Consider the following 21951-nt stretch of genomic DNA (forward strand, 5'->3'; position numbering starts at 1 on the left):
CGCATGAAGGATCCAATGATGCAAGGCAATCAAGGAGATCCAGGAGATCCAGGAGATCCAGGAGATCCAGGAAATCCAGGAATCAAGGGACCGCGAGGAATCCCTCACCATGATCGAGACTACCCGGCTCACGGGCCCGGTCGCCGACCGGATCGCCGGGCAGGACTGGACGGCCCTGACCGGTGAACTCAACGAGCATGGCAACGCGCTCACCGGCAGGCTCCTCACTCCGGCCGAGTGTCGCGCGATCGCCGCTCTCTACGACGAGCCGACCCACTTCCGTACCACCGTCGACATGGCCCGCCACCGTTTCGGCTCCGGCCAGTACCGCTACTTCACCCACGAACTCCCGTGTTTGGTAGGTGAGTTGCGCGAGGCGTTCTACCCTCGTCTGCTGCCCGTCGCCCGGGACTGGGCCGGCAAGCTCGACAAGTCCGCGCCCTGGCCGGACACCCTTCAGGAGTGGCTGGAGCAGTGCCACGCGGCGGGGCAGGCCAAGTCCGCGCAGATCCTGCTGCGTTACGGCCTCGGCGACTGGAACGCCCTGCACCGGGACGTGTTCGGCGAGATGCTCTTCCCGCTCCAGGTCGTCATCGGCCTCGATCAGCCCGGTGTCGACTTCACCGGCGGCGAGTTCCTGATGACCGAACAGCGCCCGCGCGCGCAGTCGCGCGGCTCATCCACGACTCTGCCGCAGGGCCACGGCCTGGTCTTCACCACCCGGGACCGGCCGGTCGCGACCAGGCGGGGCTGGTCGAACGGGCCGATGCGGCATGGCGTGAGCACGGTCCGCTCCGGCCGTCGGCACACCCTCGGCCTCGTCTTCCACGACGCGGCATGACACCCGCCACCACCCCGTCAGACTGTCGGCCTGCCCGGACCTACACGGGCCCACCGCCTCAACTCCTCAGGACACAGGCCCGTTCAGACCGGAAGCAGCCGGGAGATCAGCGCGCTGAGCTGTCTTGCGTTGCGGCACTCGTACATCGCGACGACATCGGCGTAATCCGGTGCGGCCGAGTCACCCGTGCCCCACTGGGAGCGCGGCTCGGGGTTCAGCCAGTAGACGCGGCGGGCTCGCTGGGCGATGTGCCGTACGGCCGGCAGGTTCGGGTCGCCCATGTTGGTGCGGGCGTCGCCCAGGATGAGAACGGTGGTGCGCGAGCCCACCGCGTCGGGGTATCGCTCGGTGAACTCGCCGAATGTGGTTCCGTAGTCGCTGCTGTCGTGCCAGCCCGTCAGTCTCGCTTCCGAGCGGATCCGGGCGCTCAGCGCGCCGGGATCGGCAGCGCCGTGCACCAGTATCCGGGTCACTTCGTCGATCTGGTTGACGAAGGCGAACACCCGCACCTTGCTGAACTGGTCGTGCAGTGCTTGCACCAGCAGCATCGTGAAGTCCGAGAATCCCGACACCGAGCCCGAGACATCGCACAGCAGCACCAGTTCGGGCCGGACGGGACGGCGTCGGCGCAGCACGGGCCGTATCGGTACACCACCCGTCGACAGCGACGCGCGCAGTGTGCGCCGAAGGTCGATGGTGCCGCGGGCGGCACGTCGGCGGCGTGCGGCGAGCCGGGTGGCCAGCTTGCGTGCGAGCGGCTGAACGACCCTGCGCAGCTCGGCGAGTTGCTCCCGCCCGGCGTACAGGAAATCGACGCGGTCGGCGGTGGGGGCCACCGCTCGTTGCGCGATCTCGTCCCGGCCGCGCCGCTCGGCGACACGGCGCCGCGCCTCCGTGGCGACCTGGGCACGGAAGACCTCGATACGCCGGCGGATCTCGTCCTCGAGCAGCCGGTCGGTGAACCCCGCCACGTCCTGTTGGGCCCGGATGCTGTCGCGGACCCGCGCCATCAGCGTCTGCGGCCGGAGCCGGTCGAGCGTCTGGTACGACGACCAGCCGTCCGACCCCGGCGACGACCCGTACCCGCCGAAGCCGTCCACCGCCTCCACCGCCAGCCGGGCCATGGCCGCTCGATCGTCGGTGGCGAGAGCGGCCGCGAGCCGGTTGCGCAGTTCCTCGCGGTCCCCAGGGGCTTCCCCGGTTCGGACCCCGACGCGAGCCGGAAAGTACACATCGAAGACGGCATCGAACACCCGCCGCTGGCCCTCGTTGTGCAGAAGCGTAGCCGCCAGCCCCTCGCGCAGCAGCTCGCGGTCCGCCAGGCCGAGTGTCTCCGCCGCCCGCGCGGCGTCCACGGTCTCGCCGGTGCCGATCCGTATGCCGTGCGCACGCAGCGCGCCGACCAGACCGGTCAGCCGCCCGGTGACACCGGTGGATGGCGCGGAGGCGCTCACACGGCGTCCAGGTCGAGCTTTGTCGCGGCCTTCACGACGTCCTCCTGATGTTTGAGGACCACGCCGAGGGTCTCGCGGACGACGCTCTCGTCGAGGGTGCCGGCGTCGAGCGCCAACAGGGTGCGCGCCCAGTCGATGGTCTCGGCGACCGAGGGGACCTTGCGCAGGTCCATCTCGCGCAGCGCCCTGACCACCCGCACCAGGGACTCGGCCAGCAGTGCGTCGATGCCCGGCACCTTGAGGCGGACGATACGGCGCTCCAGCTCCTCGTCGGGGAAGCCGATGTGCAGGAAGAGGCAGCGGCGGCGCAGTGCCTCCGACAGCTCGCGGCTCGCGTTCGAGGTGAGGACCACGAAAGGGCGCCGGGTCGCCGCGACCGTTCCCAACTCGGGGACGGTGACCTGGAAATCGCTGAGCACCTCCAGGAGCAGGCCCTCCACCTCGACGTCCGCCTTGTCGGTCTCGTCGATCAGCAGCACCTTCGGCTCGCTCCCGCGGATGGCGGTCAACAGCGGACGCGCCAGCAGGAACTCCTCGCTGAAGATGTCCGTGCGCGTCTCGTCCCATCTCTCGTCACGGCCCGCGCTGATGCGCAGCAACTGCTTGGCGTGGTTCCACTCGTACAACGCCCTCGACTCGTCGATGCCTTCGTAACACTGCAGCCGGATCAGCCGTGCGTCCGCGACCTGCGCGACGGCCTTGGCGAGTTCGGTCTTGCCGACTCCGGCGGGGCCCTCCACCAGGAGCGGCTTGCCGAGCCGGTCGGCCAGGAACACCGTCGTGGCGACAGCGGGTGACGCCAGATAGCCGGTTTCGGCGAGGCGCGCGGAAACCTCGTCGACGGATGCGAACAGCAACGGAGCCTCCAGCCGGGCACGGGACAGGTGCAGCTCACTATCTAAGCGCTTGCTCATCGCTGTGTCACGTGTGAGAGGTGCCATGCGCGCGGCAGCCGCTCGCCCTGCCCTGTCCGGCGGTGCAACGGAGTCCCGCCGGTCGGCAAGCGGCGGGACTCCGTGTGGACTGGGGCAGCGACGACTGACCGATCACCAGGCCGGCGCACCCGGCCAGGAGCTCGGCCAGGCCGGCGCACCCGGCCAGGAGCTCGGCCAGGCCGGCGCACCCGGCCAGGAGCTCGGCCAGGCCGGGAGGGGCCGGGGCGGGCGGTCGGCGTGGCGGAGGAGGTGACGGCGGCGGTGCTCATGAGTCCTCGGTACGGGGACGGGGGCGGTCAGTGGACGGCGGCGGTGATCCGCAACAGGCGCGGCGGCCGCGCGGCGGGCTCGGGCAGACGCAGCGGCGACAGACCGGGGGTGATGCTGCCCAGCAGCGCGGCCCGGCGGGCTCCCGTACCCGAGGGAAGAGCGCCGGGCAGGCCGTTCACGGTCAGAAAGCCCAGCACGGCGAAGGCCAGCGCCTCCTTCGCGTCCGACGGCAGACCCAGCTCGTCGCTGGGGCGCAGGGCCACACCGGGCAGTTCCTCGGCGATCATGCGCGTCAGCACCGGATTGCGCAGGCCGCCACCGGACACCACCAGGCTCGTGACCCCGTGGGCGCGGCAGGCGTCCGCCACCGTGACGGCGGTCAGCCTGGTCAGGGTGGCAAGGACGTCGTCCGTGGCGGGCGTGGGCACCGCGGCAAGCACCCGCAGCAGATACGGCAGGTGGAAGTGCTCTTTTCCGGTGCTCTTCGGTGCGGGTCTGCGGTAGTACGGATCGTCGAGGAGCGCCGTGAGCAGGTCGGGGCTGACGCGGCCGGCACCCGCACGGCGACCGTCCTCGTCGTAGGCCGCTGCGCCGTCGGTGAAGTGGCGTACGGCGGCGTCCAGCAGCGCGTTGGCGGGACCGGTGTCGAAAGCCAGGGGCTCCGCGCCCGGCGCGACGACCGTGACATTCGCGATGCCGCCCAGGTTCAGCGCCGCCGGAACACCCGGCAGCCCCCGTAGCAGGAGGGTGTCGGTCATGGCGACCAGCGGTGCTCCCTGCCCGCCGGCCGCCACATCGCGGCTGCGCAGGTCGGAGACGACCGGGAGCCCGGTGGCCTCGGCGATCCAGGCGGGCCGGCCCAGTTGGAGAGTGCCACGGACGGAGCCGTTCTCCACCCAGTGGTGCAGAGTCTGGCCGTGGGACACCACCAGGTCCGCGGCGCTGTCGCACAGTTCGCTCAGGGCGCGCGCGGCGGCGACGGCGAAGGCCTGCCCGATGCCGGTGTCCAGCGCGCACACGGCCTGGGTGGTCGTCGTGGCGGGCGGCAGCGTGGCGGTGATGAGGTCGCGCAGTTCGTCCGGGTAGGGGACGGAGAGGTGGCCGAGCGACCGCATGCGCAGGGTGTCGCCTTCCAAGGTGAGGTCGGTGGCGGCCGCTTCGATGGCGTCGTACGAGGTGCCCGACATGAGGCCGATCACGCGCATGGCTGCTCCGGGGTGAGGATCGCGGGGATGGACGGGTGCTCCGGGTGCGACGACGGGTCGCTGCGTCGGGTGCGTCGGGTCGCCGGGTGCGACGACGGGTCGCTGCGCCGGGTGCTCCGGGTGAGACGACGGGTCGCTGCGACGGGTGCCAGTGCGACGGATGCGCCGGATGCGACGGGTGCCCGAGTGCGGGGCCGCGCCGGTGGGCGGCCCCGCACCCCGGGCGTTGTCACTCCCGGCCGGCGCCCGCCGCCACGCGGCCCGGCCCGGTACCGGACTCCGGCTCACCGCCGGGCAGGGGGATCTCGTGCACCTGCGGGACGCGGTGGAACAGGCTCAAAACACCGCCGACCACCAGAGTGATCACCACGCCGATCGGCACGAGCCACTGGGCCGCGATCGCGGTGGGCACCGTCGCCCCGGCCACCGTGACGTCGATCTTGACATCGCGCACGATGTAGGTCATCACCGCCACCGTCACCACGAAGGCCACGATGGAGTCGACCTCGTTGGCCCGCTTGACAAGCCGCCCCAGCAGGAACGCGCCGAGCAGCGCGCCGTAGGTGTAGCCCGCGATCGTCAGGCCGGTCAGGTACACATTGCCGGTGCCGGCGCTGAACGCACACGCGAAGACGGCCATCAGCACGGCCCACACCAGCGTCATCACCCGGGCCAGCTTGAGCAGCGACTCCTGGGAGGGCGTGCTGCGGAAGAAGCTGTGGATGATGTCGGCGACCGTGGAGTTCGACATGGAGTTCAGCGCCGAGGACAGCGAGCCCATCGCGGCCCCGAGGATGCCGGCCACCAGCAGGCCGGAGATCACCACGGGCAGCCCGTGCAGGATGAAGTTCGGGTAGAGGTTGTCGGCGCTGGTCAGGCCCAGCCGCTTGAAGTCCTTGCCCTGGTTGTACGACCACAGCAGGGCGCCGACGAGGGAGAAGGCGGCGAACTGGAGGGTGACGAAGACACCGGAGGCGATCATGGCCTTCTGGCCGTCGCGCAGTGAGCGGGTGGCCAGGACACGCTGGACGATCAGCTGGTCGGAGCCGTGGCTGGCCATCGCGAAGATGGCGCCGCCGATGATTGCGGTGGGCAGGGCGAACGGGCTGGTGAGGACGTGCGCCAGGTCGAAGTTGGTGTCGAAGAGCTTGAAGTGGCCGCTGTGCAGGGCGCCGGCGAAGCCGTCGCCGCCGACGTGGCCGGACAGCACGGCGATGGCGAGGATCGCGCCTCCCAGGTACAGGCCCATCTGGATGGCGTCCGTCCAGATGACCGCCTTGATGCCGCCGAGGTAGGTGTAGACGACGGTGATCAGCGTGAGGACGATGATGATGACGCGATAGCTCGCGTGCACCCCGAACTCGTCGAGCAGCAGCTTGATCGGGATCGAGGAGGCGAACAACCGGACGCCCTCGGCGAGGAGCCGGGTGAAGACGAACGTCACCGAGGCGAGCCCCTGCAGCCTGAGCCCGAATCTGCTGCCCAGGTACTGGTAGGCGCTGACGAAGCCGCCCCGCTTGTACAGGGGGATCAGCACGGTGGCCACCACGACGCGGCCGATCACATAGCCGAGGGCCAGTTCGACATTGCCGAAGCCCTGGCCGCTGTAGGCACCGCCGGGCACGCTGATGACGGTGAGCACGCTGGTCTCGGTGGCGACCACGGAGAACGAGACGGTCCACCACGGCATGTGGCCTTCGCCGACGAAGTAGTCCTTCGCCGTCTTCTGCCGTCCGGCCAGGCGCAGTCCGAGCACCGCGATGGCGACCAGATAGACGACGATCACCACGAGGTCGAGTTGGCGCACGCTCACTCCTGAGAGTCGGCCGGCGGTGTCACCGGCGGGGTGGGGACAGTGGGCAGGGGTGTCGTCCGCCGTACGCGGACGACATGGGGTTCGTGCGGTGCCGAGGCGTTCAGCGCCAGCAGACGCGCGCCGTCCAGAGGGGCCCCGAGCGGGGGCCGCAGATGAAGGGGGCGCGGGGAGCCGGTGAGGGCGTCGCGCAGTGGGCCGAGGAGCGGTTCACCGAGGCCGGTGAGCCCGCCGGTGACCGTGACGGGGAGGGCGCCGCCGCCGATCCGGCGGGCGGCGGTGAGCGCGGCCTCGCCGAGCGCGCCGGCGGCTTCCCGGATGATCGCCGAGGCGGCGGCATCACCCGCGGCGGCGGCACGGGCCACGTCCGGGGCGAAGGACGCGGCGGTGCGGGCGGGGTTGCCGTCGCGCCCGAGGGCCGAGGGCAGCCGGTCGGGTTCGCCGAAGCGCTCGACGGCGGCGGCCAGCAGCGCGGTGTCCGGTCCGCGTCCGTCGTGGGCGCGCAGCGCGGCCCGCAGGCCCGCCGCGCCGATCCAGGCGCCGCTGCCCTCGTCACCGAGCCAGGGGCCCCAGCCGTCCACGCGGGCGTACGATCCGTCGTCCCCGATACCGATGGCGACGGAGCCGGTGCCGATCGCGAGGACCACGCCGGTACGGCCGCCGAGGGCCCCCGCGTGGGCGGTGACGGCGTCGCTGGTGACAGCCACCTCGTCCGCGGGCAGGTCGTCCAGGAGCAGGGCGGCCAGCTCGCGGGCCGCCTCCGGTGCGGCGGCCGCCCCCGCGGCGCCCACGCAGACCGCCGCCAGCCGGTGCGAGGGTTCCCGCTCCAGGAGCGGCAGGACCGCGGCGCGCACGGCGGTACGGGCCGATGCCACTCCGTTGTCGGCGGCGAGCCCGGGTGCACCGGGCACCTCGTGGAACTCCTGGGCGGGCGGGTCGCCGTACCACAGCACGGCACGGCAGCCGGTCTTGCCGAGGTCCACCGCCACTGCTGCTGTCATGGGGCACGCCTTCGTGTCTCCAGGGATCCGGCGCGTCGGGCGGTCACAGGACGGCCGTTGGGCCGGTGACCGGTGCGGATCGCGGTCCAGCGAGTATCCGAAGGCCGAATCTGAATGTCAATAAGTAACTTCCTGCAGATCATTACGTAAATTTTTGACGCGCCACCGGAGTGTGATTAATGTGTCGCCCACCCACCCAGGAGGGAACGGCCCATGGCCCGCCAGGAACGACCCCGCACACCGCCCCGGCCGGCGGAGGACACCACACCCGCCGCGATCCTGGCGCGCATCCGGGCGGCGCTGCCCACCCTGGCCCCCTCGGAACGGCGCGTCGCCGACGCGGTCCTGGGGGATCCGGCGCAGGCCTCGGAGTTGTCCATCAGCGCCCTCGGCAAACGGGCCGACACCTCGGTGGCCACGGTGATGCGCTTCTGCCGGGCCATAGGCATCGCCAACTACCCTCAGCTGCGCCTCGCGCTGGCCGCGGCTGCCGCCCGCGAGCACGCCCTCGGCGGCGAACGCCCGGCGCCGGGCACCGACATCAGCGCCACCGACACGCTGGACGAGATCGTCAAGAAGATCATCTACAACGAGGTGCGCGCCCTGGAGGACTCCGGGACCGGGCTGGACCTCCAGGTGCTGGGCCGCGCGGTGGACGCCATGGCGGGCGCCCGGCGGATCGACATCTTCGGCGTCGGTGCCAGTGGATTCGTCGGCCAGGACCTGCACCAGAAGCTGCACCGGATCGGCCACATGGCCTTCATCTGGACCGACCGGCATGCCGCCCTCACCGCCGCCGCCCTCCTCGGGCCCGGCGACGTCGCCGTGGCCATCTCCCACTCCGGGGAGACCGAGGACACCCTCGAGCCCCTCCAAGCCGCCGCCGAACGCGGCGCCACCACCATCGCCCTCACCAACGTCCCGCGCTCCACCCTCGCGGAGAGCGCGGACCTGGTGCTGACGACCTGTGCCCGGGAGACTCCCTTCCGCTCGGGCGCGACCGTCAGCCGCATCGCACAACTCGCGCTCATCGACTGCCTGTTCGTCGGCGTGGCGCAGCGTTCCTTCGAGTCCACGACCGCGGCGCTCGAGAAGACCTACGGGGCCATCCAGCGCCGCAGACGCCCGCAGTCGCAGCGCCGCACACCGTCCGGCGACTGACCGCCGTCCCTGCCTCCCCCTCAGCACCACCCGAGTACCGAAAGGACGACCGCGCCGTGGACCTCAGCACCCTGGGCACCGAGACCCGCAACGAGCGGACCGCCGAGCTGGACCGCATGCCGGTCTCCGAACTGCTCTCGGTCATGAACGCCGAGGACCAGACCGTCGCTCTCGCGGTACGTGACGCCCTCCCGGAGATCGGGGCCGCCGTCGAGGCGATCACCGAGTCGCTGCGGCGGGGCGGACGGCTGATCTACATCGGCGCCGGCACCAGCGGCCGCATCGGCCTGCTCGACGCCGTCGAGTGCCCGCCCACCTTCGGCACCTCCCCCGAGCAGGTGGTGGGCCTGCTCTCCGGCGGCCCGGGCGCCTTCGTGGTCGCGGTCGAAGGGGCCGAGGACGAACCCGCGAGGGCGGTCGTCGACCTCGACGAGATCGGCGTGGACGACAAGGACACGGTCGTCGGCCTCGCCGCCAGCGGCCGTACCCCCTATGTCGTCGGGGGCCTGAAGCACGCCGCCGCCAAGGGGGCCGTCACGGTGTCGGTCGCCTGCAACCGCGACGCGGTCATCAGCCGCTACGCCGACATCCCGATCGAGGTCCCCACCGGCCCCGAGGTCCTCACCGGGTCCACCCGGCTCAAGGGCGGCACCGCCGAGAAGATGGTCTGCAACATGCTCTCGACCGCCTCGATGGTGCGCCTGGGCAAGGTCTACGGGAACCTCATGGTCGACGTCCGGGCCAGCAACGACAAGCTCGTCGACCGTGCCCACCGCATGGTCGTCCAAGCCACCGGCGCCGACGCCGACACGGCCGCGGAGGCTCTGCGGACGGCCGGCGGCCACGCCAAGATCGCCATCGTCATGCTCCTCACCCGTTCCACCGCCGAGGAGGCCGCCAGGGCCCTGGAGCGGGCCGCCGGCAGCACTCGCGCCGCCATCGCGGACCTCTGACCCGTTGCCGTTCCTCCCTCATTCGATCGAGCCTCGGACGGACCACCTCACGAAGGACGACGTCACCGGCTCTCAGGCGTCCGGACAGGCGGCCCCGTGCCAGGCCGGCCCGGAGGCGTCCGTCCCGCTTTCTCCTGCCCGCGCACCCCTGCCCCCGCCCCGCCCCGCCTCCGGCGTCGTGGCCGGGCGGGGGTCCGACTCTTCCCTCACTCTGTAAAGGAGGAGGGGACGAGACAACGGAGGGAGCGGCGGGATGCAGATCGTTGTCGACCTCACGCTCTGCCAGGGCTATGCGCAGTGCGTGTTCCTGGCGCCGGAGGTGTTCCGGCTGCACGGGGAGGAGTCGTTGCTGTACTCGCCGAAGGTCCCCGACGACCAGTTGGAGCGCGTACGCCAGGCCGCGGCTGCGTGCCCCGTCCAGGCCATCCTCGTCGGCGAGGAGGTGAGCCCGGGTGACCGATGACCTGCGCAAGGGCCGGATCGTCATCGTCGGCGCGTCCCTGGCCGGGCTGAGGGCCGCCGAGACGCTGCGCGAGGGGGGCTTCACCGGCTCACTGACCGTTGTCGGGGATGAGGCCTACCCGCCCTACGACAGACCGCCGCTGTCCAAGCAGGTGCTGCTCGGCCAGGTGGCGGCGCACGCCACCGGGCTGCCGATGCGCCGGGACCCGGAGGCCGAGTGGCGGCTGGGGGTGCGGGCCACCGGTCTGGACCCCATGGGCAAACGGGTGCTGCTGGCCGACGGGGACACACTGCCGTTCGACCGGCTGCTCATCGCCACCGGGACCCGGGCGCGGCCCTGGCCCAACCCCGAGGAGGGCGCCCTGGACGGGGTGTTCACCCTGCGCACCCGTGATGACGGCGCGGGGCTGGCCGAGCGGCTGGCTGCCGGACCGCGCCGGGTGCTGGTGATCGGCGGGGGCTTCACCGGCTCGGAGATCGCCTCTGCCTGCCGGGAACGGGGCCTGGAGGTGACGGTCGCCGAACGCGGCCCCGGCCCTCTGGTGGGGGCGCTCGGCGGAACGCTGTCGAAGCTGGCCGGCGGGATGCACCGGCGCCACGGGGTGGATCTGCGGTGCGGGGTGACGGTCACCACCCTGCGCGGCGACGGCAGCGGACGGTTCGTCGGCGCGGAGCTGTCCGACGGCAGCAGCGTCGAGGCGGACGTGTGCGTCGTGGCATTGGGGGCGGTGCGCAACGTCGAGTGGCTGGCGGACTCCGGTCTTGCGGCGGGTCCGCGCGGGGTCGCCTGCGACGCCGGGTGCCGGGCCTTCAACATGTACGGGATCGTCACCGACGACGTCTTCGTGGCCGGTGACGTCTCCCGCTTCCCGCACCCCTTGTTCGAGTACCAGATGCTCTCCCTGGAGCACTGGGGCAACGCCGTCGCGCAGGCCGAGGTGGCGGCCCACAACATGGTCAACCCGGGCCCGCTGAGGCGTCCCCACCTTGCCGTGCCGATATTCTGGTCGAGCCAGTTCGGGCTCAACATCAAGTCCGTGGGCGTCCCCTCCTTCTCGGACCAGGTGGTCATCGCACAAGGCTCGCTGGAGACCCGCCGCCTGGCGATGGTGTACGGCTACCGGGGCCGGGTCACCGCCGCTGTCACCGTCAACATGGCCAAGTCGCTCGAGTACTACCAGCACCTGATCGAGACCGCCGCTCCGTTCCCGCCCGCCCCCGGCGCGGCGGACCGTTCGGTGGCGGCCGAAGTCCCGCTTCCCTCCGACGTGCCGGACCCGAAGGGACTCTCCCACGGCCCCACCGTCGCGCTCACCGGCTACCTGCCGGACCGCCGCCTGACCGTGGTGCAGCCCTGAGGCTGACCGTGGTGCGTCCCCGTGGCTGCCCCCTTCACCCGTCCCCGAGGAGTCACATCATGACCGCGGACACCCTGCTGGAACGGATCACCGACTACGCCAACCGCCCCGACCCCTACCCGCTGTACGAGGAACTCCGCGAAGCCGGGCCCGTGGTGCGACAGGCGGACGGCAGCCATCTGATCGGCACGTACCACCACATCGTCGCTCTGCTTCACGATCCGCGGATCAGCGCCGATCCCCGAAACCGTCCGGCCTTCTCGAGCGCTGCGGAAGGCGCGCAGTTGCCCTTCCTACGGCTCGACGACCCCGAGCACCAGAGACTGCGCACCCTGGCCATGCGGCCGTTCGGTCCACCGCACAGTCCCGGCCGGATCGACGCCATGCGTGGCCAGATCGCCGACACCACCAAGGAACTGCTCGAGGCGCTCCGGGGCCGCAAGCAGGTCGACATCGTCGACGACTTCGCCTACCCGCTGCCCGTCACGGTCATCTGCCGACTGCTCGGTGTGCCGCGCGAGGACGAACCGCGGTTCCGGCAGTGGACGGACGTGATCGTCGCGTCTGCCGACGTCAGGCCCGAAGAGGACACCACCGAACGGGACCGCGCGGGCCAACAGGCGCGTGCCGAGATGGGCCGGTACCTGGTGCACCTCGCTGAACAGCGCCGCGGCCGTCCCGATGACGACATACTGTCCGCCCTCATCAACGAGCCGGACCCGGCCCTGCGGCTCACTCTCGAGGAACTCGCGGAAACCGCCGTCCTGTTGCTCATCGCCGGACACGAGACCACGGTCAACCTGATCGCCAACGGGGTCCTCACCCTGCTGCGCCGGCCCGACCAGCTGGACCGGCTGCGGCGCGAGCCCGACCTGCTGCCCAGCGCGGTGGAGGAACTTCTGCGCTACGAGCCCCCGGTCCACATGCGAGAACGCATCCCCCTCGCCGACGTCGACGTCGCCGGGACCACCCTTCCCGCGGGCAGCTCCGTCGTGCTCGCGTTGGCCTCGGGCAACCGTGACCCCAAGCGGTTCCACGAACCCGATCGGTTCGACCCCGCCCGTGTGGACAACCAGCACCTGGGCTTCGGCAGCGGCATCCACCTCTGCTTCGGCGCACCGCTCGCCCGTATCGAAGCCCAGACCGCACTCGGCGCACTGATCCCCCATCTCGGCACCGCGACCCTGGTCCAGGACCCGCCCCCCTACCGACAGAACGCCATGCTCCGCGGTCCCCGTCACCTGGAGATCCAACAGCCCGGCTGACTCGGCACCGGCGTGCAATGAGTGCGGAGCCAACGGCTTCCACCACTTCAGGCCCCGGCGGACCCCTCCCCACCCGCCCCCCGCGGACACACCCCACCGGCGGCCCGCAGCTCGGTTTCGGGCCTACCGATACGAGCGGTCGGCCGACGCCCCCGGCCGTTTCACCCTCCGGCTTCTCCTTGCACCCGGCGCGCAGCAGTCGCTGTGGGCTCGGCGTTCCGCGGCGCGCCGATCGGGCCCCGCACCCGATCAGCGCGTCCATCGCCCACTGGCGGCGCGGCCGGCGGCCGGCGGTCACCGGGCGGTGCGATGGCGGGCGTAGTGGCGGGCGACGCGGGCGCGGTCACCGCAGCGGGCGGAGCACCACTGCCGCTTCGCGTGCCGGCGTAGGAACAGACGGATGCAGTCGTCCGCCGCGCATGCGGCGAGCGACGTGGCGGGGGAGCCGCACAGCAGGGCGAGCGCGTCCGTGGCGAGCGCGGTCAAGGCGCGGGTGACGGGATCAGGTGACTGAGGGCGGTCCTCACGCTCGGGCTGTCCGGGAGCGGGCCACCGCAGCGAAGGAACGTTGGGGGCGGCGCGCAACGCGGCGTTGAGTACCTCGACGGCTTCCGGTGACGGTGTGGCGCCGTCGATGGCCGCGGTCAGCAGGGTGCGTATGGCCGAACGCAGTTGCCGGACGTCGCCGTCGCGCGTCGCATCGAAGTCCGCCTCCTGCGGGATCAGATCGTGCTGGTGCAGCCAATGCGCGACGGCGCCCGGGTCCGGCAGCGCGTCGTCCGGCAGGCCGCGGCGCAGGGTGCGGGTGTTCGCCAGGGCGAGTGCCACCGAGTCCGTCTCTCCGGGAGCGGGAGGCAGGGGCCGGACGGCGGTGGCAGTGGGCTGTGTCGGCTTCCTTTCCATAGAGCTAATGGTATCGGTTGACAGTATCCATTAGAAGTGGCTAGCTTCGGCGCACTCGTTGATCACTCCCAGCAAAGGAGTCAGCTGTGCAGACCCCGGAACAGACCCCGTTCGGCGTGCGCATCCGCGCAGTCGGAGGGCCCACCGCAGTCATCGAGATCGGTGGCCTGAGGCTGCTCACCGACCCCACCTTCGATGAGCCGGGCTCCTACACGGCCCCCTCCGGCTCCGTACTCACGAAGACCATCGGCCCCGCCATGGGGCCGGACGAGACAGGCCGCGTCGACGCCGTCCTGCTGTCCCACGACCAGCACGCCGACAACCTCGACGAAGCCGGCCGGGCCTTTCTGCCGGCTGTCCCCCTGGTCCTGACTACCCCGAGCGGTGCCGGACGGCTGGCCGGCAACGCCCATCCGCTGGCGCCGTGGGATCACATCGACCTCGAGCGTCCCGGTGGCGCCGCGCCGCTGACCGTCACCGGTGTGCCCGCCCGTCATGGGCCGGTCGGCTGCGAACCGGTGTGCGGGGACGTCACCGGGTTCGTCCTTACCGCGCCTGACCTGCCCACCGTGTACGTCAGCGGGGACAACGCGTCCCTGGATGCCGTACGGCGGACAGCCGACCGCTTCGGGCCGGTGGACATCGCCCTGATCTTCGCCGGCGCCGCCCGCACCGGTGCCCTCGACGGCGCTCTGCTGACCCTCGACAGCAACCGGACCGCCCAGGCCGCCCAGATCCTCGAGGCCCGCCACGCCGTGCCCCTGCACTTCAACAGCTGGCGCCACTTCACCGAAGGCGATCAGGAACTGCGCGGCGCCTTCGCCCGAGCCGGACTCTCCGAGGGGCTGACCGTACTGTCACCGGGAGACACCGCCGAGTTCTAGAACATTTCTAGAACGCGCACCGGCCACCGGTACCGGGGCGCTGGTGCGGCATCTACGGGACACGCCCGGCGGCACGGCACCGCACGCCCAAGGAGGTCCTCCTCGTGCCGGTCCGGAACCGCGGCTTCGCCTCGACCGGCTCGCTGTCGGAGGCCCCGGGCCACCAGCGCTTCGGCCTCAAGTACCGCTTCCGCAGGGGTGCATCCGGTCTCCTCGGCGGGGACGTCCCGCCCGTCGACTCGGCCGCCACCGCCTCTTCCCTCGGCGCGGACGTCCCGCACGCCGCGTCGGTCGACGCATCCCGTACGGCGATGGAGAAGGCGAAGGCCGCCGACCACACCACCGTCGCCCATGTCGAGACCGACCTGTACGGGCCCCATCCGCCCGGCCGCGGCCGGTGGGACGTATCGGTCAGCGCGCGCCCTGGTGCGGTCGGCGTAGTCCTGCGATGAGGAGTTCGACCAGGCGACGTGCGTCGTAGCGGGGATCGTGCTCGGCGCCGATGCAGAGATTCCCGACGCCGCGCATGAGCTCGTAGGCATCCACGTCGGAGCGGACCTCGCCCGCGGCGGCTGCGGCTTCGAGCAACCGGGTGCACACCGGCACGAGGCGGTCGAGGAAGTAGGCGTGCAGTGTGTCGAAGCCGGCGTCGTCGGATTGCAGCACGGCAGCGAGTCCGTGCTTGGTGACCAGGAAATCAACGAAGAGGTTGATCCATCGCCCCAGCGCGGCGTGGGGAGTTGGGCAGCTCGCCAGGAGGGCTGGACCGGCCTCGGCGCACGCTTCGATCTGGTGCCGGTAGACGGCGATGATGAGATCCGCTCGCGTCGGGAAGTGGCGGTAGATCGTTCCCATTCCGACGCCGGCCTTGGCCGCGATGTCACGTACGGGCGCTTCCACGCCTGAGGCGACGAACACCGCGGCGGCCGCGTCGAGCAGCGTCTCCTTGTTGCGCCGGGCGTCTGCCCGCTTGGACCGCGCCGCGCGCCCTGCGCCCTCGTCGCTGTCGTCCACCGCGCCGCTCCCTCCGCTACCGAGCCTGCCGGCCAGAAGAACTTCCGTCTCGTATCGGAGTGATGTTCCGTTTGTTCATCATGCCAGAGCAGGGGCTCGGCAACCAACCACGCGTTGTCCCGCCCCTGCCGCCGCCCTCCGCAGCTCGACGAAGCGTCTCTTTCAGGGCGTATCCCGCCGGCGGACCACCGAATCCGGGTCACGGCCGCTCGTGACCGCGCACGCCCACCACTGGCCCGCGCACGGTCGCCGCCGACTGCCGCCTGCCAAGCGGAGCGCTGTTCTGTACCGTTTCGGGAACGATGCTCCGCTTACTGAGGTCGGCTGACGCCACGAAACCGGCGGCGACCTGGGTCGCGTCGACGCCGACCACGTCAACCGCGAACAATCGGAAGGAGGATCTTTCAATGAGCGAATCAGTCATGGCGATCACGGATGTGGCCACAAGTGCGCCCCCCACTCCAGTGGTCTCGACGAAGCCGGTGATGCTGCCGGCTCCGGGTCGTGGTGAAGCTCCAGGAATTCCTGGGCGCCCTTGCGCGCTGACAAGAATGAGCACTGGGATGCAGGCGGCATGCGTGCCGGGCACTCCGGGTGACCGAGGCGAGAGACATGTGGAGGGGCCGAAATGGCAGCGCAGACGCAGAGGGCCGTGCTGGCGGGCGGATGCTTCTGGGGGATGCAGGACCTGATCCGCCGGCTCCCGGGCGTGGAGGCGACCCGGGTCGGATACACCGGCGGTGACGTGCCGAACGCGACGTACCGTAACCACGGCACCCACGCGGAGGCCATCGAGATCCTCTTCGATCCCGAGAAGACCGACTATCGCAGGATCTTGGAGTTCTTCTTCCAGATCCACGACCCGAGCACCAGGAACCGCCAGGGCAACGACATCGGTCTGAGCTACCGCTCGGCGATCTACTACGTGGATGACGAGCAGAAGCGGATCGCCGAGGACACCATCGCGGATGTGGACGCCTCCGGACTGTGGCCGGGCAAGGTCGTCACCGAGGTGCAGCCGGTCGGCCCCTTCTGGGAGGCCGAGCCCGAGCACCAGGACTACCTGCAGCGTTATCCCGACGGCTACACCTGCCACTTCCCGCGCCCGGGATGGCGGCTGCCCGCCCGCGCCGAGGGCTGACCTCGCGAGGCGGCCCGCCGCGCAATCGGGTGACCGAGGTTCCTTCCGGGTGCGTGCCGGATGCACCCGGGCCCTCCCGCCCGCGGGCCGCCGCGTGAAGTCCACACGATGACCTCGGAAGGCACCGGCGGCCACGACGCTGAGATCGCCGCTTCCTGACCGCCTGCGGCGTCAGCGTCGAGCCTGTCCCGGCAAGGGGTGAGCTGCGGGGCGAGGCGGTGGGGCTGTCGCGCCTGGTCGTCGATGTACGGCGGCCAGGCCCTGCACGGGCTCACTCGGCCATGTGCGAACGCGGGCTTCCTGATCAAGCAGGCCCGGCCGGACGTCCTCGGGTCATGACGGCCGCCCGCCGAACTGCCAGTTGTGTACCTCGATGTCGGCGTACCGGTCCGAGGTCAGAATGGCGCGTGCCGTGTCCGGGTCGGGCGCCCGGACCAACACCGCCGTACCCAGCCAGGTGGCGCCGTCGTCGGACAGCAGCGGCCCGTATGCGATCAGCTCGTCCCCGTCGGGGGGTACGGCGAGGTCGGTGGCCTGTCCGGAGCCGAGGCCGAGCACCAGGTACCGATTGCCGCCGGTCCGGCCGCCGGGGAAGTCCCACATGGTGCGCCCCAGAGTGTTGTGCCACCGTCGCAGCAGTACGTCCCGGTACACGCCGGCCTGGTAGTTCGGCTCATCGAAGGCGAACGCGCGGGCGGCGACGGGATCGGGCAGGTCGACGATGTGCACGCTACCGGTGGGTGTGTCGCCGTCGTCGGCGAGGGTCGGGCCGCGGGCGATCATCTCCTTCGCGTACCGGTCCATGTAAGCCCAGTGTTCTTCCAGCAGCTCGTCTCGCAGCGCTACGGAGCCGGCCCGGTCGCGGTGGTGGCAGAGGAACTCCATGTCCACAGCGTCTCATCAGGGAGCTGGTGCTGTGACCGGAAACGATCACAGGGTTGGTGGTGGTCGAGGGTTTGGTGCGGGGAGGTGATGATGAGGGTATGACCATCAACTCTCGCGCCCAGTCGTTCGATGTAGCCGCGGCTCAGTACGCGGCGAGTCGGCCTTCGTATCCAGCCTTGCTCTTTGACCACATCGAGGAGTTCGCAGGCTGTCGCTTGGCGGGTGCCCGGGTCGCTGATGTCGGCGCGGGTACCGGAATCGCCAGCGTGCTGCTGCGGGAGCGAGGGGCTGATGTGATTGCTGTCGAGCCGGGTGAGGCCATGGCTGGTGAGTTCCACCAGGCGCTCCCGGGGGTGCCGATCGTAAGGGGTGACGGTAATGCGCTGCCGCTGGCCGAGGCTTCCTGCGACCTCATCACGTATGCCCAGTCCTGGCAGTGGACCGATCCCGGCCGGTCTGTCCCTGAGGCGTTGCGCGTCCTGCGAGCGGGCGGTGCCTTGGCGATCTGGTGGAACACCACGGCCTTCGACGTGCCGTGGATCCGCGAGCAGCACGGGCGTATTGCGCACTACTGCGGGGTGAAGCCAAGGTCTGCGGTGCGTCCTTCGGACAGTGATGCTATCCGGCTGGCGGGGCTGACGGGGCTGCGAGTTGAGCGTTGTCAGGTGCGCTGGAGCCGCACCGTCTCTTTGGACATGCATCTTGCCAACATTGGCAGCCGGTCGGCATTCCTCGTCCTTGAAGTGGCTGACCGTCAGGCGTTTTTCGTCGACGAGCGTGAGCGGCTGGGCAGGATTTTTCCCAGCGAGGAAGTGGAAGAGACCTACCTGGTTGATCTCCTCGTCGCGCTCCGTCCCTGACGTTGCGAAGAGCGTCCCGGCGCTGCCGACCAGGCTCCGGTGATCGCGGTGGCCAGAGTGCCGGCGGCGAGCGGTACGATGCGCTGCCGATCTGCGCATGACAGATCTACGACTCACTGTCCGGGGGACCACTTCGTGAGACCACGCCTGTTCATCTCCGCCTCGGTCGCGGCCGGATTCCTCGCCACGCTGACCCTCCCGGCCCAGGCTTTGGCCGGGACCTCAGTGCCAGGCCCTACGCCCCTGGCCACCGCCGACACACCAGCGGCCGGCTCCGCTGGAGCGCCGACGGCCAGTGACGACCCCGCTCCGCCGGACGGACAGGGGCCGGTGACACTCACCCAACGCGTTCCCGGTCTGCCCTGGGCAACCGCCCACCCCTTCGACTACGGCGATGACCACGCACACTTCGACATCACCGCCTGGCCATCCGGCGACGGCGCAACAGTCACATCGGTCACCGCCCGCTTCTATCCGCTGAACGCGCCCGCGGACGCAGCGCCCGTGCTCACCGTGACCGACCTCGAGTATCTGAACTCGGGCGTGTGGCGGTCGCCGACCCCTGTCGTACTGCCCGCCTTCGGTGCCTACCGGGTTGCGCTGGACGTACGCGACGACCACGGCTACGACGTCACGCTGCCCAAAGCCGGGACAGTGGAGTACCAGCAGATCGTCCACTTCAGCGCATACAAGCAGAGCGTCCCGCCGGACTTCGACTTCGACCACCGGACCGTCACCGTCCACGGCGCCCTCACCCTGACCGACCCGGGCACAGGCCAGGTCAGCCCTTTCTCAGGCGCCACCGTGTCCGTCTACAACAACAGCGCCGGCTACTCGCGGACGGCGACGACGGCAGCCGACGGCACCTTCACGATCTCGCTCGACGCCGAGGGGGCGATCCAGACCACCGGCGAATACGAGCCCGGCCGGGAGGACAGCTGGACCCACACGCACGCGTATGCGTACCTCTCTCGTCCGGACTATCCCACGTCCGAGCCCACGCGGATCCGGCTGACCTCTCCTCCGGACGTCAACGTTCCCGCCGGCGGCTCGGCCACCGTGACCGGTGTGGTGGAGCGCAAGGTCGGCGGCGGCTGGGTCCCGGCCCCGAAAACCGTCGTCAGCCTGTCGGAGGCACAGACCGGCCACGTTCCCTACGTCTCCGACGATCAGGGAGAACTCAGCATCCCGGTCTCCCAGGCCGGCGCCTTCCAGCTCGCCGTTCAGGCGACGGACTTCCTCCAGCAGAGCCCAGCCGAAGACATCCACGTCCACATCCCCCAGCCCGGAGCCCAGTTCACCGGCCTCGGCATCTCCCAGGACGCCACAGGACACGGCCGAATCACCGGCCACCTCACCCTGGGACAGGCCGGCCCCCCGCCCACCGGCACCACCGTCCAGGTGCAGTATTCCGCCGACGGCAGGACGTGGCGTAACGCGGCGACCACCACAGTCGGACGCCAGGGCCTCAGCAGGGACCAATTTCTCTGCGACGTCCGCCAGGGCAGCAGCGCCAATGGCTACTGGCGCGTCTCCTTCCTCGGTAACCGCGACTGGCTGCCCGTCACCACCAAGGCCGTGTACCTGTGGCGTACCCCCACCCGAATCACCGGCGGCAAGCCGAGCACCATGCACCCGGCCCCCAACCAGAAGCTGTCCTTTTCCGGGAGCCTCCAGCAGTCCTCTGCGGGAGCCTGGCACGGCTACGGCCACGCCATCGTGCAACTGTGGTTCCAACCAACCGGCAGCAAGACCTGGCGCCTGATGTCCACGGCCACCACGGACTCCCGCGGCCAGTACAGCCTCGGTGCCAAGGACCCTCGTAGCGGCACCTGGTATGTGGCCTACCAGTCTCCCGATACCCACCACCTCGATTCCGCGAGCGTCCACACCTGGGTCGGCGTCAAGTAGCCCGATCCGCCGCCGCGCTTGACGCCGTCCGTCCGTCGGCGCGGACCTGCCCCCCCCGGGGCGAGCCCGCGCCCGCGTCGGCGGGCGCTCTTGCGGACCAGAGGAGGATCCGGCGACGTGAAGTCCGGGAACAGGCTTCGGCAATCGTCGGCGCGGGCGCGTTGCCGACGGCACGCTTGAAGTCGGGGCAGTCGACCGTCGGCTCGTGGTCGCAGACGGCGGCGTGACGGAGGCTGCCCCGGAGCCCCATGAGCCGGCCGATCTGCTCGTCGAGGTCTCGGGCCCGTCCACGTGCTCGCCGCCGAACTCGACGCCGCACTCTCCGGGGCGCCCAGTTTGCGCCATCACCCGGCTCACCGGGCTGGCCGGCCACTGGAAGAGCGGGCCGACGATGCCGAAGCCCACGTTACGGCGGGTGCTGCGCTGGATCGTAGGCGTAGCCGACCTGGCGGATCGTGACGATGACAGCCCGGTGTGCCGTCCCGAGCTTGTGGCGAAGCCTGGCAATGTGAACGTCCACCGTGCGGGCGTCGCCGATGGCGGGTTCTCCCCATACCTCGTTGATCAGCTGTGCGCGGCCGTAGACGCGTCGGGGACGTGCGACGAGGTGGGCGAGGATCTCGAACTCCAGGTAGGTCAGAGCAAGGAGTCGGCCGTCAACCGATGCGGTACGCCGCTCCCGATCGATGGTGATGCCCCGCGTCGGCGGTGTGGACCTCGGCTGAGGTTCCGGGACGAGGGGCGCGATGCCCTGCGTCGGCCTCGGATCCGGCGGCTGGTTGCGGCGACATCCAACGGGCTGCCGGTACAGGCAGGTTCGGTGGACGGCGTGCCGCGCACGGGGGTAGTGGACCAGCATTGCTCTCCTTATCGGTCGATGAGGGTCACCAGTTGGCGGCGTGCCCAATGGCGGAGGCGATGGGTACCCGCTCGTGCTCTCGCCGGGTGCGTAGCCGCGGAGTCATCACTGACGACGGGGGAGTGACCGGAGTCGCCGGTGGCAGTCGGGTGCGGTTCGCGAAGGGCCATGACGGAACATTATAGCAAGTGGTTTTCATTTTCATCTTGAGCCTGGGCTGGTGTTCCCTCCTGTCCCGGGTGGCGCGGGAGGCGTCGCCCTCTCCGCGTTGCTGCCCCCCTCCCCGGGTCGGCCTCCCGGTACGGACCGGGTTACGGGGCCGAGTTGAGCCCCGAGCCCCGGTCCCGTTCTGCGCCCGAGCCCGAGCCCGTGCGCCGGCCGGTCGCGGCCAGCCCCTCGGCGCCGCCACCCGCCGGCTTCCTTGCCGACGCCACTACCAGTACCGCCCTCCTCATCGCCTGCCTCGGCGCACTCCTCTCCCTCACCTCAGGACTGGCCACCTCGCTGCGCCGGGCTGAGCTCCCCAACGCCCCGGCAGCCGAAGCCGCTCCCGCGGCGCCCGGCCGCCCTCCGACGGGGCGTTCGACCGGTCAGATCCCGGCATGACCACGGAAACCCGCCCCCATGGCGTCGCTGATCGGGGACGCATGAGGATCCGGCCGGCCGCGGACGATTCGGCGGCCCTAGTGATCTGGTCTTGAGTTCACGTTTCGCCACGTGAGTCGTCGTTCGTTTCAGATTGCAGTCTGGGCGGTGACAGCGGCCAGTCGGCTGCG

General features: G+C 70.7%; 21 protein-coding genes. 11 read left to right on the forward strand and 10 right to left on the reverse strand.

Annotated features, from left to right (window positions below; genetic code table 11):
• Nucleotides 1–109 precede the first annotated feature (109 nt).
• Complete coding sequence (locus ACIP94_RS24915; protein ID WP_402429623.1) at nt 110–841, forward strand: 2OG-Fe(II) oxygenase; 732 nt, start codon at nt 110–112, stop codon at nt 839–841.
• A gap of 83 nt (nt 842–924) precedes the next feature.
• Here ACIP94_RS24915 and ACIP94_RS24920 read toward each other — a convergent pair whose 3' ends face one another.
• The 5 genes from ACIP94_RS24920 to ACIP94_RS24940 all read right to left on the reverse strand — a co-directional run bounded on the left by ACIP94_RS24920 (nt 925) and on the right by ACIP94_RS24940 (nt 7519).
• Nucleotides 925–2295, reverse strand: a complete 1371-nt coding sequence (locus tag ACIP94_RS24920; protein ID WP_402429626.1) for a VWA domain-containing protein — start codon at nt 2293–2295, stop codon at nt 925–927.
• Nucleotides 2292–3149 (reverse strand): AAA family ATPase, encoded by an 858-nt coding sequence (locus ACIP94_RS24925; protein ID WP_402429714.1) that lies wholly within the window; start codon nt 3147–3149, stop codon nt 2292–2294. The genes ACIP94_RS24920 and ACIP94_RS24925 overlap by 4 nt, the downstream gene beginning before the upstream one ends.
• A gap of 377 nt (nt 3150–3526) precedes the next feature.
• Entirely contained in the window at nt 3527–4705 is a 1179-nt protein-coding gene (locus tag ACIP94_RS24930; protein ID WP_402429629.1) for an anhydro-N-acetylmuramic acid kinase, read from the reverse strand.
• 229 nt (nt 4706–4934) lie between these two features.
• The gene (locus ACIP94_RS24935) at nt 4935–6512 is read right to left on the reverse strand and encodes a sodium:solute symporter (RefSeq protein ID WP_402429632.1); all 1578 of its coding nucleotides are present in this window, start codon (nt 6510–6512) and stop codon (nt 4935–4937) included.
• A gap of 2 nt (nt 6513–6514) precedes the next feature.
• Nucleotides 6515–7519, reverse strand: a complete 1005-nt coding sequence (locus ACIP94_RS24940; RefSeq protein WP_402429635.1) for an N-acetylglucosamine kinase — start codon at nt 7517–7519, stop codon at nt 6515–6517.
• A gap of 213 nt (nt 7520–7732) precedes the next feature.
• Between ACIP94_RS24940 and ACIP94_RS24945 the strand changes: the two genes are divergently transcribed.
• The 5 genes from ACIP94_RS24945 to ACIP94_RS24965 all read left to right on the forward strand — a co-directional run bounded on the left by ACIP94_RS24945 (nt 7733) and on the right by ACIP94_RS24965 (nt 12718).
• A complete protein-coding gene (locus ACIP94_RS24945) occupies nt 7733–8680 on the forward strand; it encodes a MurR/RpiR family transcriptional regulator (RefSeq protein ID WP_402429638.1) in 948 nt (315 codons plus the stop codon).
• Nucleotides 8681–8736: 56 nt separating this feature from the next.
• Nucleotides 8737–9633 (forward strand): N-acetylmuramic acid 6-phosphate etherase, encoded by an 897-nt coding sequence (gene murQ / locus ACIP94_RS24950; RefSeq protein ID WP_402429641.1) that lies wholly within the window; start codon nt 8737–8739, stop codon nt 9631–9633.
• Nucleotides 9634–9886: 253 nt separating this feature from the next.
• Entirely contained in the window at nt 9887–10096 is a 210-nt protein-coding gene (locus tag ACIP94_RS24955) for a ferredoxin (protein ID WP_402429644.1), read from the forward strand.
• Nucleotides 10086–11453, forward strand: a complete 1368-nt coding sequence (locus tag ACIP94_RS24960; protein ID WP_402429647.1) for an NAD(P)/FAD-dependent oxidoreductase — start codon at nt 10086–10088, stop codon at nt 11451–11453. Before ACIP94_RS24955 ends, ACIP94_RS24960 begins: the two co-directional genes overlap by 11 nt.
• 59 nt (nt 11454–11512) lie before the next feature.
• Complete coding sequence (locus tag ACIP94_RS24965; protein ID WP_402429650.1) at nt 11513–12718, forward strand: cytochrome P450; 1206 nt, start codon at nt 11513–11515, stop codon at nt 12716–12718.
• A gap of 294 nt (nt 12719–13012) precedes the next feature.
• On the opposite strand, the gene ACIP94_RS24970 is transcribed toward ACIP94_RS24965, so the two are convergent.
• A complete protein-coding gene (locus tag ACIP94_RS24970; protein ID WP_402429653.1) occupies nt 13013–13621 on the reverse strand; it encodes a CGNR zinc finger domain-containing protein in 609 nt (202 codons plus the stop codon).
• An 86-nt stretch (nt 13622–13707) separates the two neighbouring features.
• Between ACIP94_RS24970 and ACIP94_RS24975 the strand changes: the two genes are divergently transcribed.
• Nucleotides 13708–14505: an MBL fold metallo-hydrolase gene (locus ACIP94_RS24975; protein ID WP_402429655.1), complete on the forward strand. Its 798-nt coding sequence runs from the start codon at nt 13708–13710 to the stop codon at nt 14503–14505.
• Between the two features lie 104 nt (nt 14506–14609).
• On the forward strand, nt 14610–14957 hold the full coding sequence (locus tag ACIP94_RS24980; protein ID WP_402429658.1) for a hypothetical protein: 348 nt from the start codon (nt 14610–14612) through the stop codon (nt 14955–14957).
• Here ACIP94_RS24980 and ACIP94_RS24985 read toward each other — a convergent pair.
• Together ACIP94_RS24985 and ACIP94_RS24990 are read right to left on the reverse strand one after the other, a co-directional pair.
• Nucleotides 14917–15519, reverse strand: coding sequence for a TetR/AcrR family transcriptional regulator (locus ACIP94_RS24985; protein ID WP_402429661.1), 603 nt, complete (start codon nt 15517–15519; stop codon nt 14917–14919). The two genes, ACIP94_RS24980 and ACIP94_RS24985, sit on opposite strands and share 41 nt — an antisense overlap.
• Nucleotides 15520–15718: 199 nt before the next feature.
• Nucleotides 15719–15943 carry a hypothetical protein gene (locus tag ACIP94_RS24990; protein ID WP_402429664.1) on the reverse strand — a complete coding sequence of 75 codons (225 nt, stop codon included), beginning with the start codon at nt 15941–15943 and terminating at the stop codon, nt 15719–15721.
• A gap of 204 nt (nt 15944–16147) precedes the next feature.
• On the opposite strand from ACIP94_RS24990, the gene msrA reads away from it, so the two are divergent.
• Nucleotides 16148–16660, forward strand: a complete 513-nt coding sequence (gene msrA / locus ACIP94_RS24995; protein ID WP_402429667.1) for a peptide-methionine (S)-S-oxide reductase MsrA — start codon at nt 16148–16150, stop codon at nt 16658–16660.
• Nucleotides 16661–16993: 333 nt separating this feature from the next.
• Here msrA and ACIP94_RS25000 read toward each other — a convergent pair whose 3' ends face one another.
• Complete coding sequence (locus ACIP94_RS25000; RefSeq protein ID WP_402429670.1) at nt 16994–17545, reverse strand: YciI family protein; 552 nt, start codon at nt 17543–17545, stop codon at nt 16994–16996.
• 98 nt (nt 17546–17643) lie between these two features.
• On the opposite strand from ACIP94_RS25000, the gene ACIP94_RS25005 reads away from it, so the two are divergent.
• Together ACIP94_RS25005 and ACIP94_RS25010 are read left to right on the forward strand one after the other, a co-directional pair.
• Nucleotides 17644–18405 (forward strand): class I SAM-dependent methyltransferase, encoded by a 762-nt coding sequence (locus ACIP94_RS25005; RefSeq protein WP_402429673.1) that lies wholly within the window; start codon nt 17644–17646, stop codon nt 18403–18405.
• 330 nt (nt 18406–18735) lie between these two features.
• Nucleotides 18736–20316 (forward strand): carboxypeptidase-like regulatory domain-containing protein, encoded by a 1581-nt coding sequence (locus ACIP94_RS25010; RefSeq protein ID WP_402429676.1) that lies wholly within the window; start codon nt 18736–18738, stop codon nt 20314–20316.
• 406 nt (nt 20317–20722) lie between these two features.
• Here ACIP94_RS25010 and ACIP94_RS25015 read toward each other — a convergent pair whose 3' ends face one another.
• Nucleotides 20723–21175: a winged helix-turn-helix domain-containing protein gene (locus ACIP94_RS25015; protein ID WP_402429679.1), complete on the reverse strand. Its 453-nt coding sequence runs from the start codon at nt 21173–21175 to the stop codon at nt 20723–20725.
• Between the last annotated feature and the right edge of the window lie 776 nt (nt 21176–21951).

The sequence above is a fragment of the Streptomyces sp. NPDC093261 genome (genome assembly GCF_044753645.1).
In the GTDB taxonomy this organism is placed as follows: Bacteria; Actinomycetota; Actinomycetes; order Streptomycetales; family Streptomycetaceae; genus Streptomyces.

Coding starts and splice junctions, on each gene's coding strand:
- ACIP94_RS24915 (WP_402429623.1), top strand. CDS start 110: ATGATCGAGACTACCCGGCTCACGGGCCCGGTCGCCGACCGGATCGCC.
- ACIP94_RS24930 (WP_402429629.1), bottom strand. CDS start 4,705: ATGCGCGTGATCGGCCTCATGTCGGGCACCTCGTACGACGCCATCGAA.
- ACIP94_RS24940 (WP_402429635.1), bottom strand. CDS start 7,519: ATGACAGCAGCAGTGGCGGTGGACCTCGGCAAGACCGGCTGCCGTGCC.
- ACIP94_RS24945 (WP_402429638.1), top strand. CDS start 7,733: ATGGCCCGCCAGGAACGACCCCGCACACCGCCCCGGCCGGCGGAGGAC.
- ACIP94_RS24955 (WP_402429644.1), top strand. CDS start 9,887: ATGCAGATCGTTGTCGACCTCACGCTCTGCCAGGGCTATGCGCAGTGC.
- ACIP94_RS24965 (WP_402429650.1), top strand. CDS start 11,513: ATGACCGCGGACACCCTGCTGGAACGGATCACCGACTACGCCAACCGC.
- ACIP94_RS24970 (WP_402429653.1), bottom strand. CDS start 13,621: ATGGAAAGGAAGCCGACACAGCCCACTGCCACCGCCGTCCGGCCCCTG.
- ACIP94_RS24990 (WP_402429664.1), bottom strand. CDS start 15,943: ATGACTGATTCGCTCATTGAAAGATCCTCCTTCCGATTGTTCGCGGTT.
- msrA (WP_402429667.1), top strand. CDS start 16,148: ATGGCAGCGCAGACGCAGAGGGCCGTGCTGGCGGGCGGATGCTTCTGG.
- ACIP94_RS25000 (WP_402429670.1), bottom strand. CDS start 17,545: ATGGAGTTCCTCTGCCACCACCGCGACCGGGCCGGCTCCGTAGCGCTG.
- ACIP94_RS25005 (WP_402429673.1), top strand. CDS start 17,644: ATGACCATCAACTCTCGCGCCCAGTCGTTCGATGTAGCCGCGGCTCAG.
- ACIP94_RS25015 (WP_402429679.1), bottom strand. CDS start 21,175: ATGCTGGTCCACTACCCCCGTGCGCGGCACGCCGTCCACCGAACCTGC.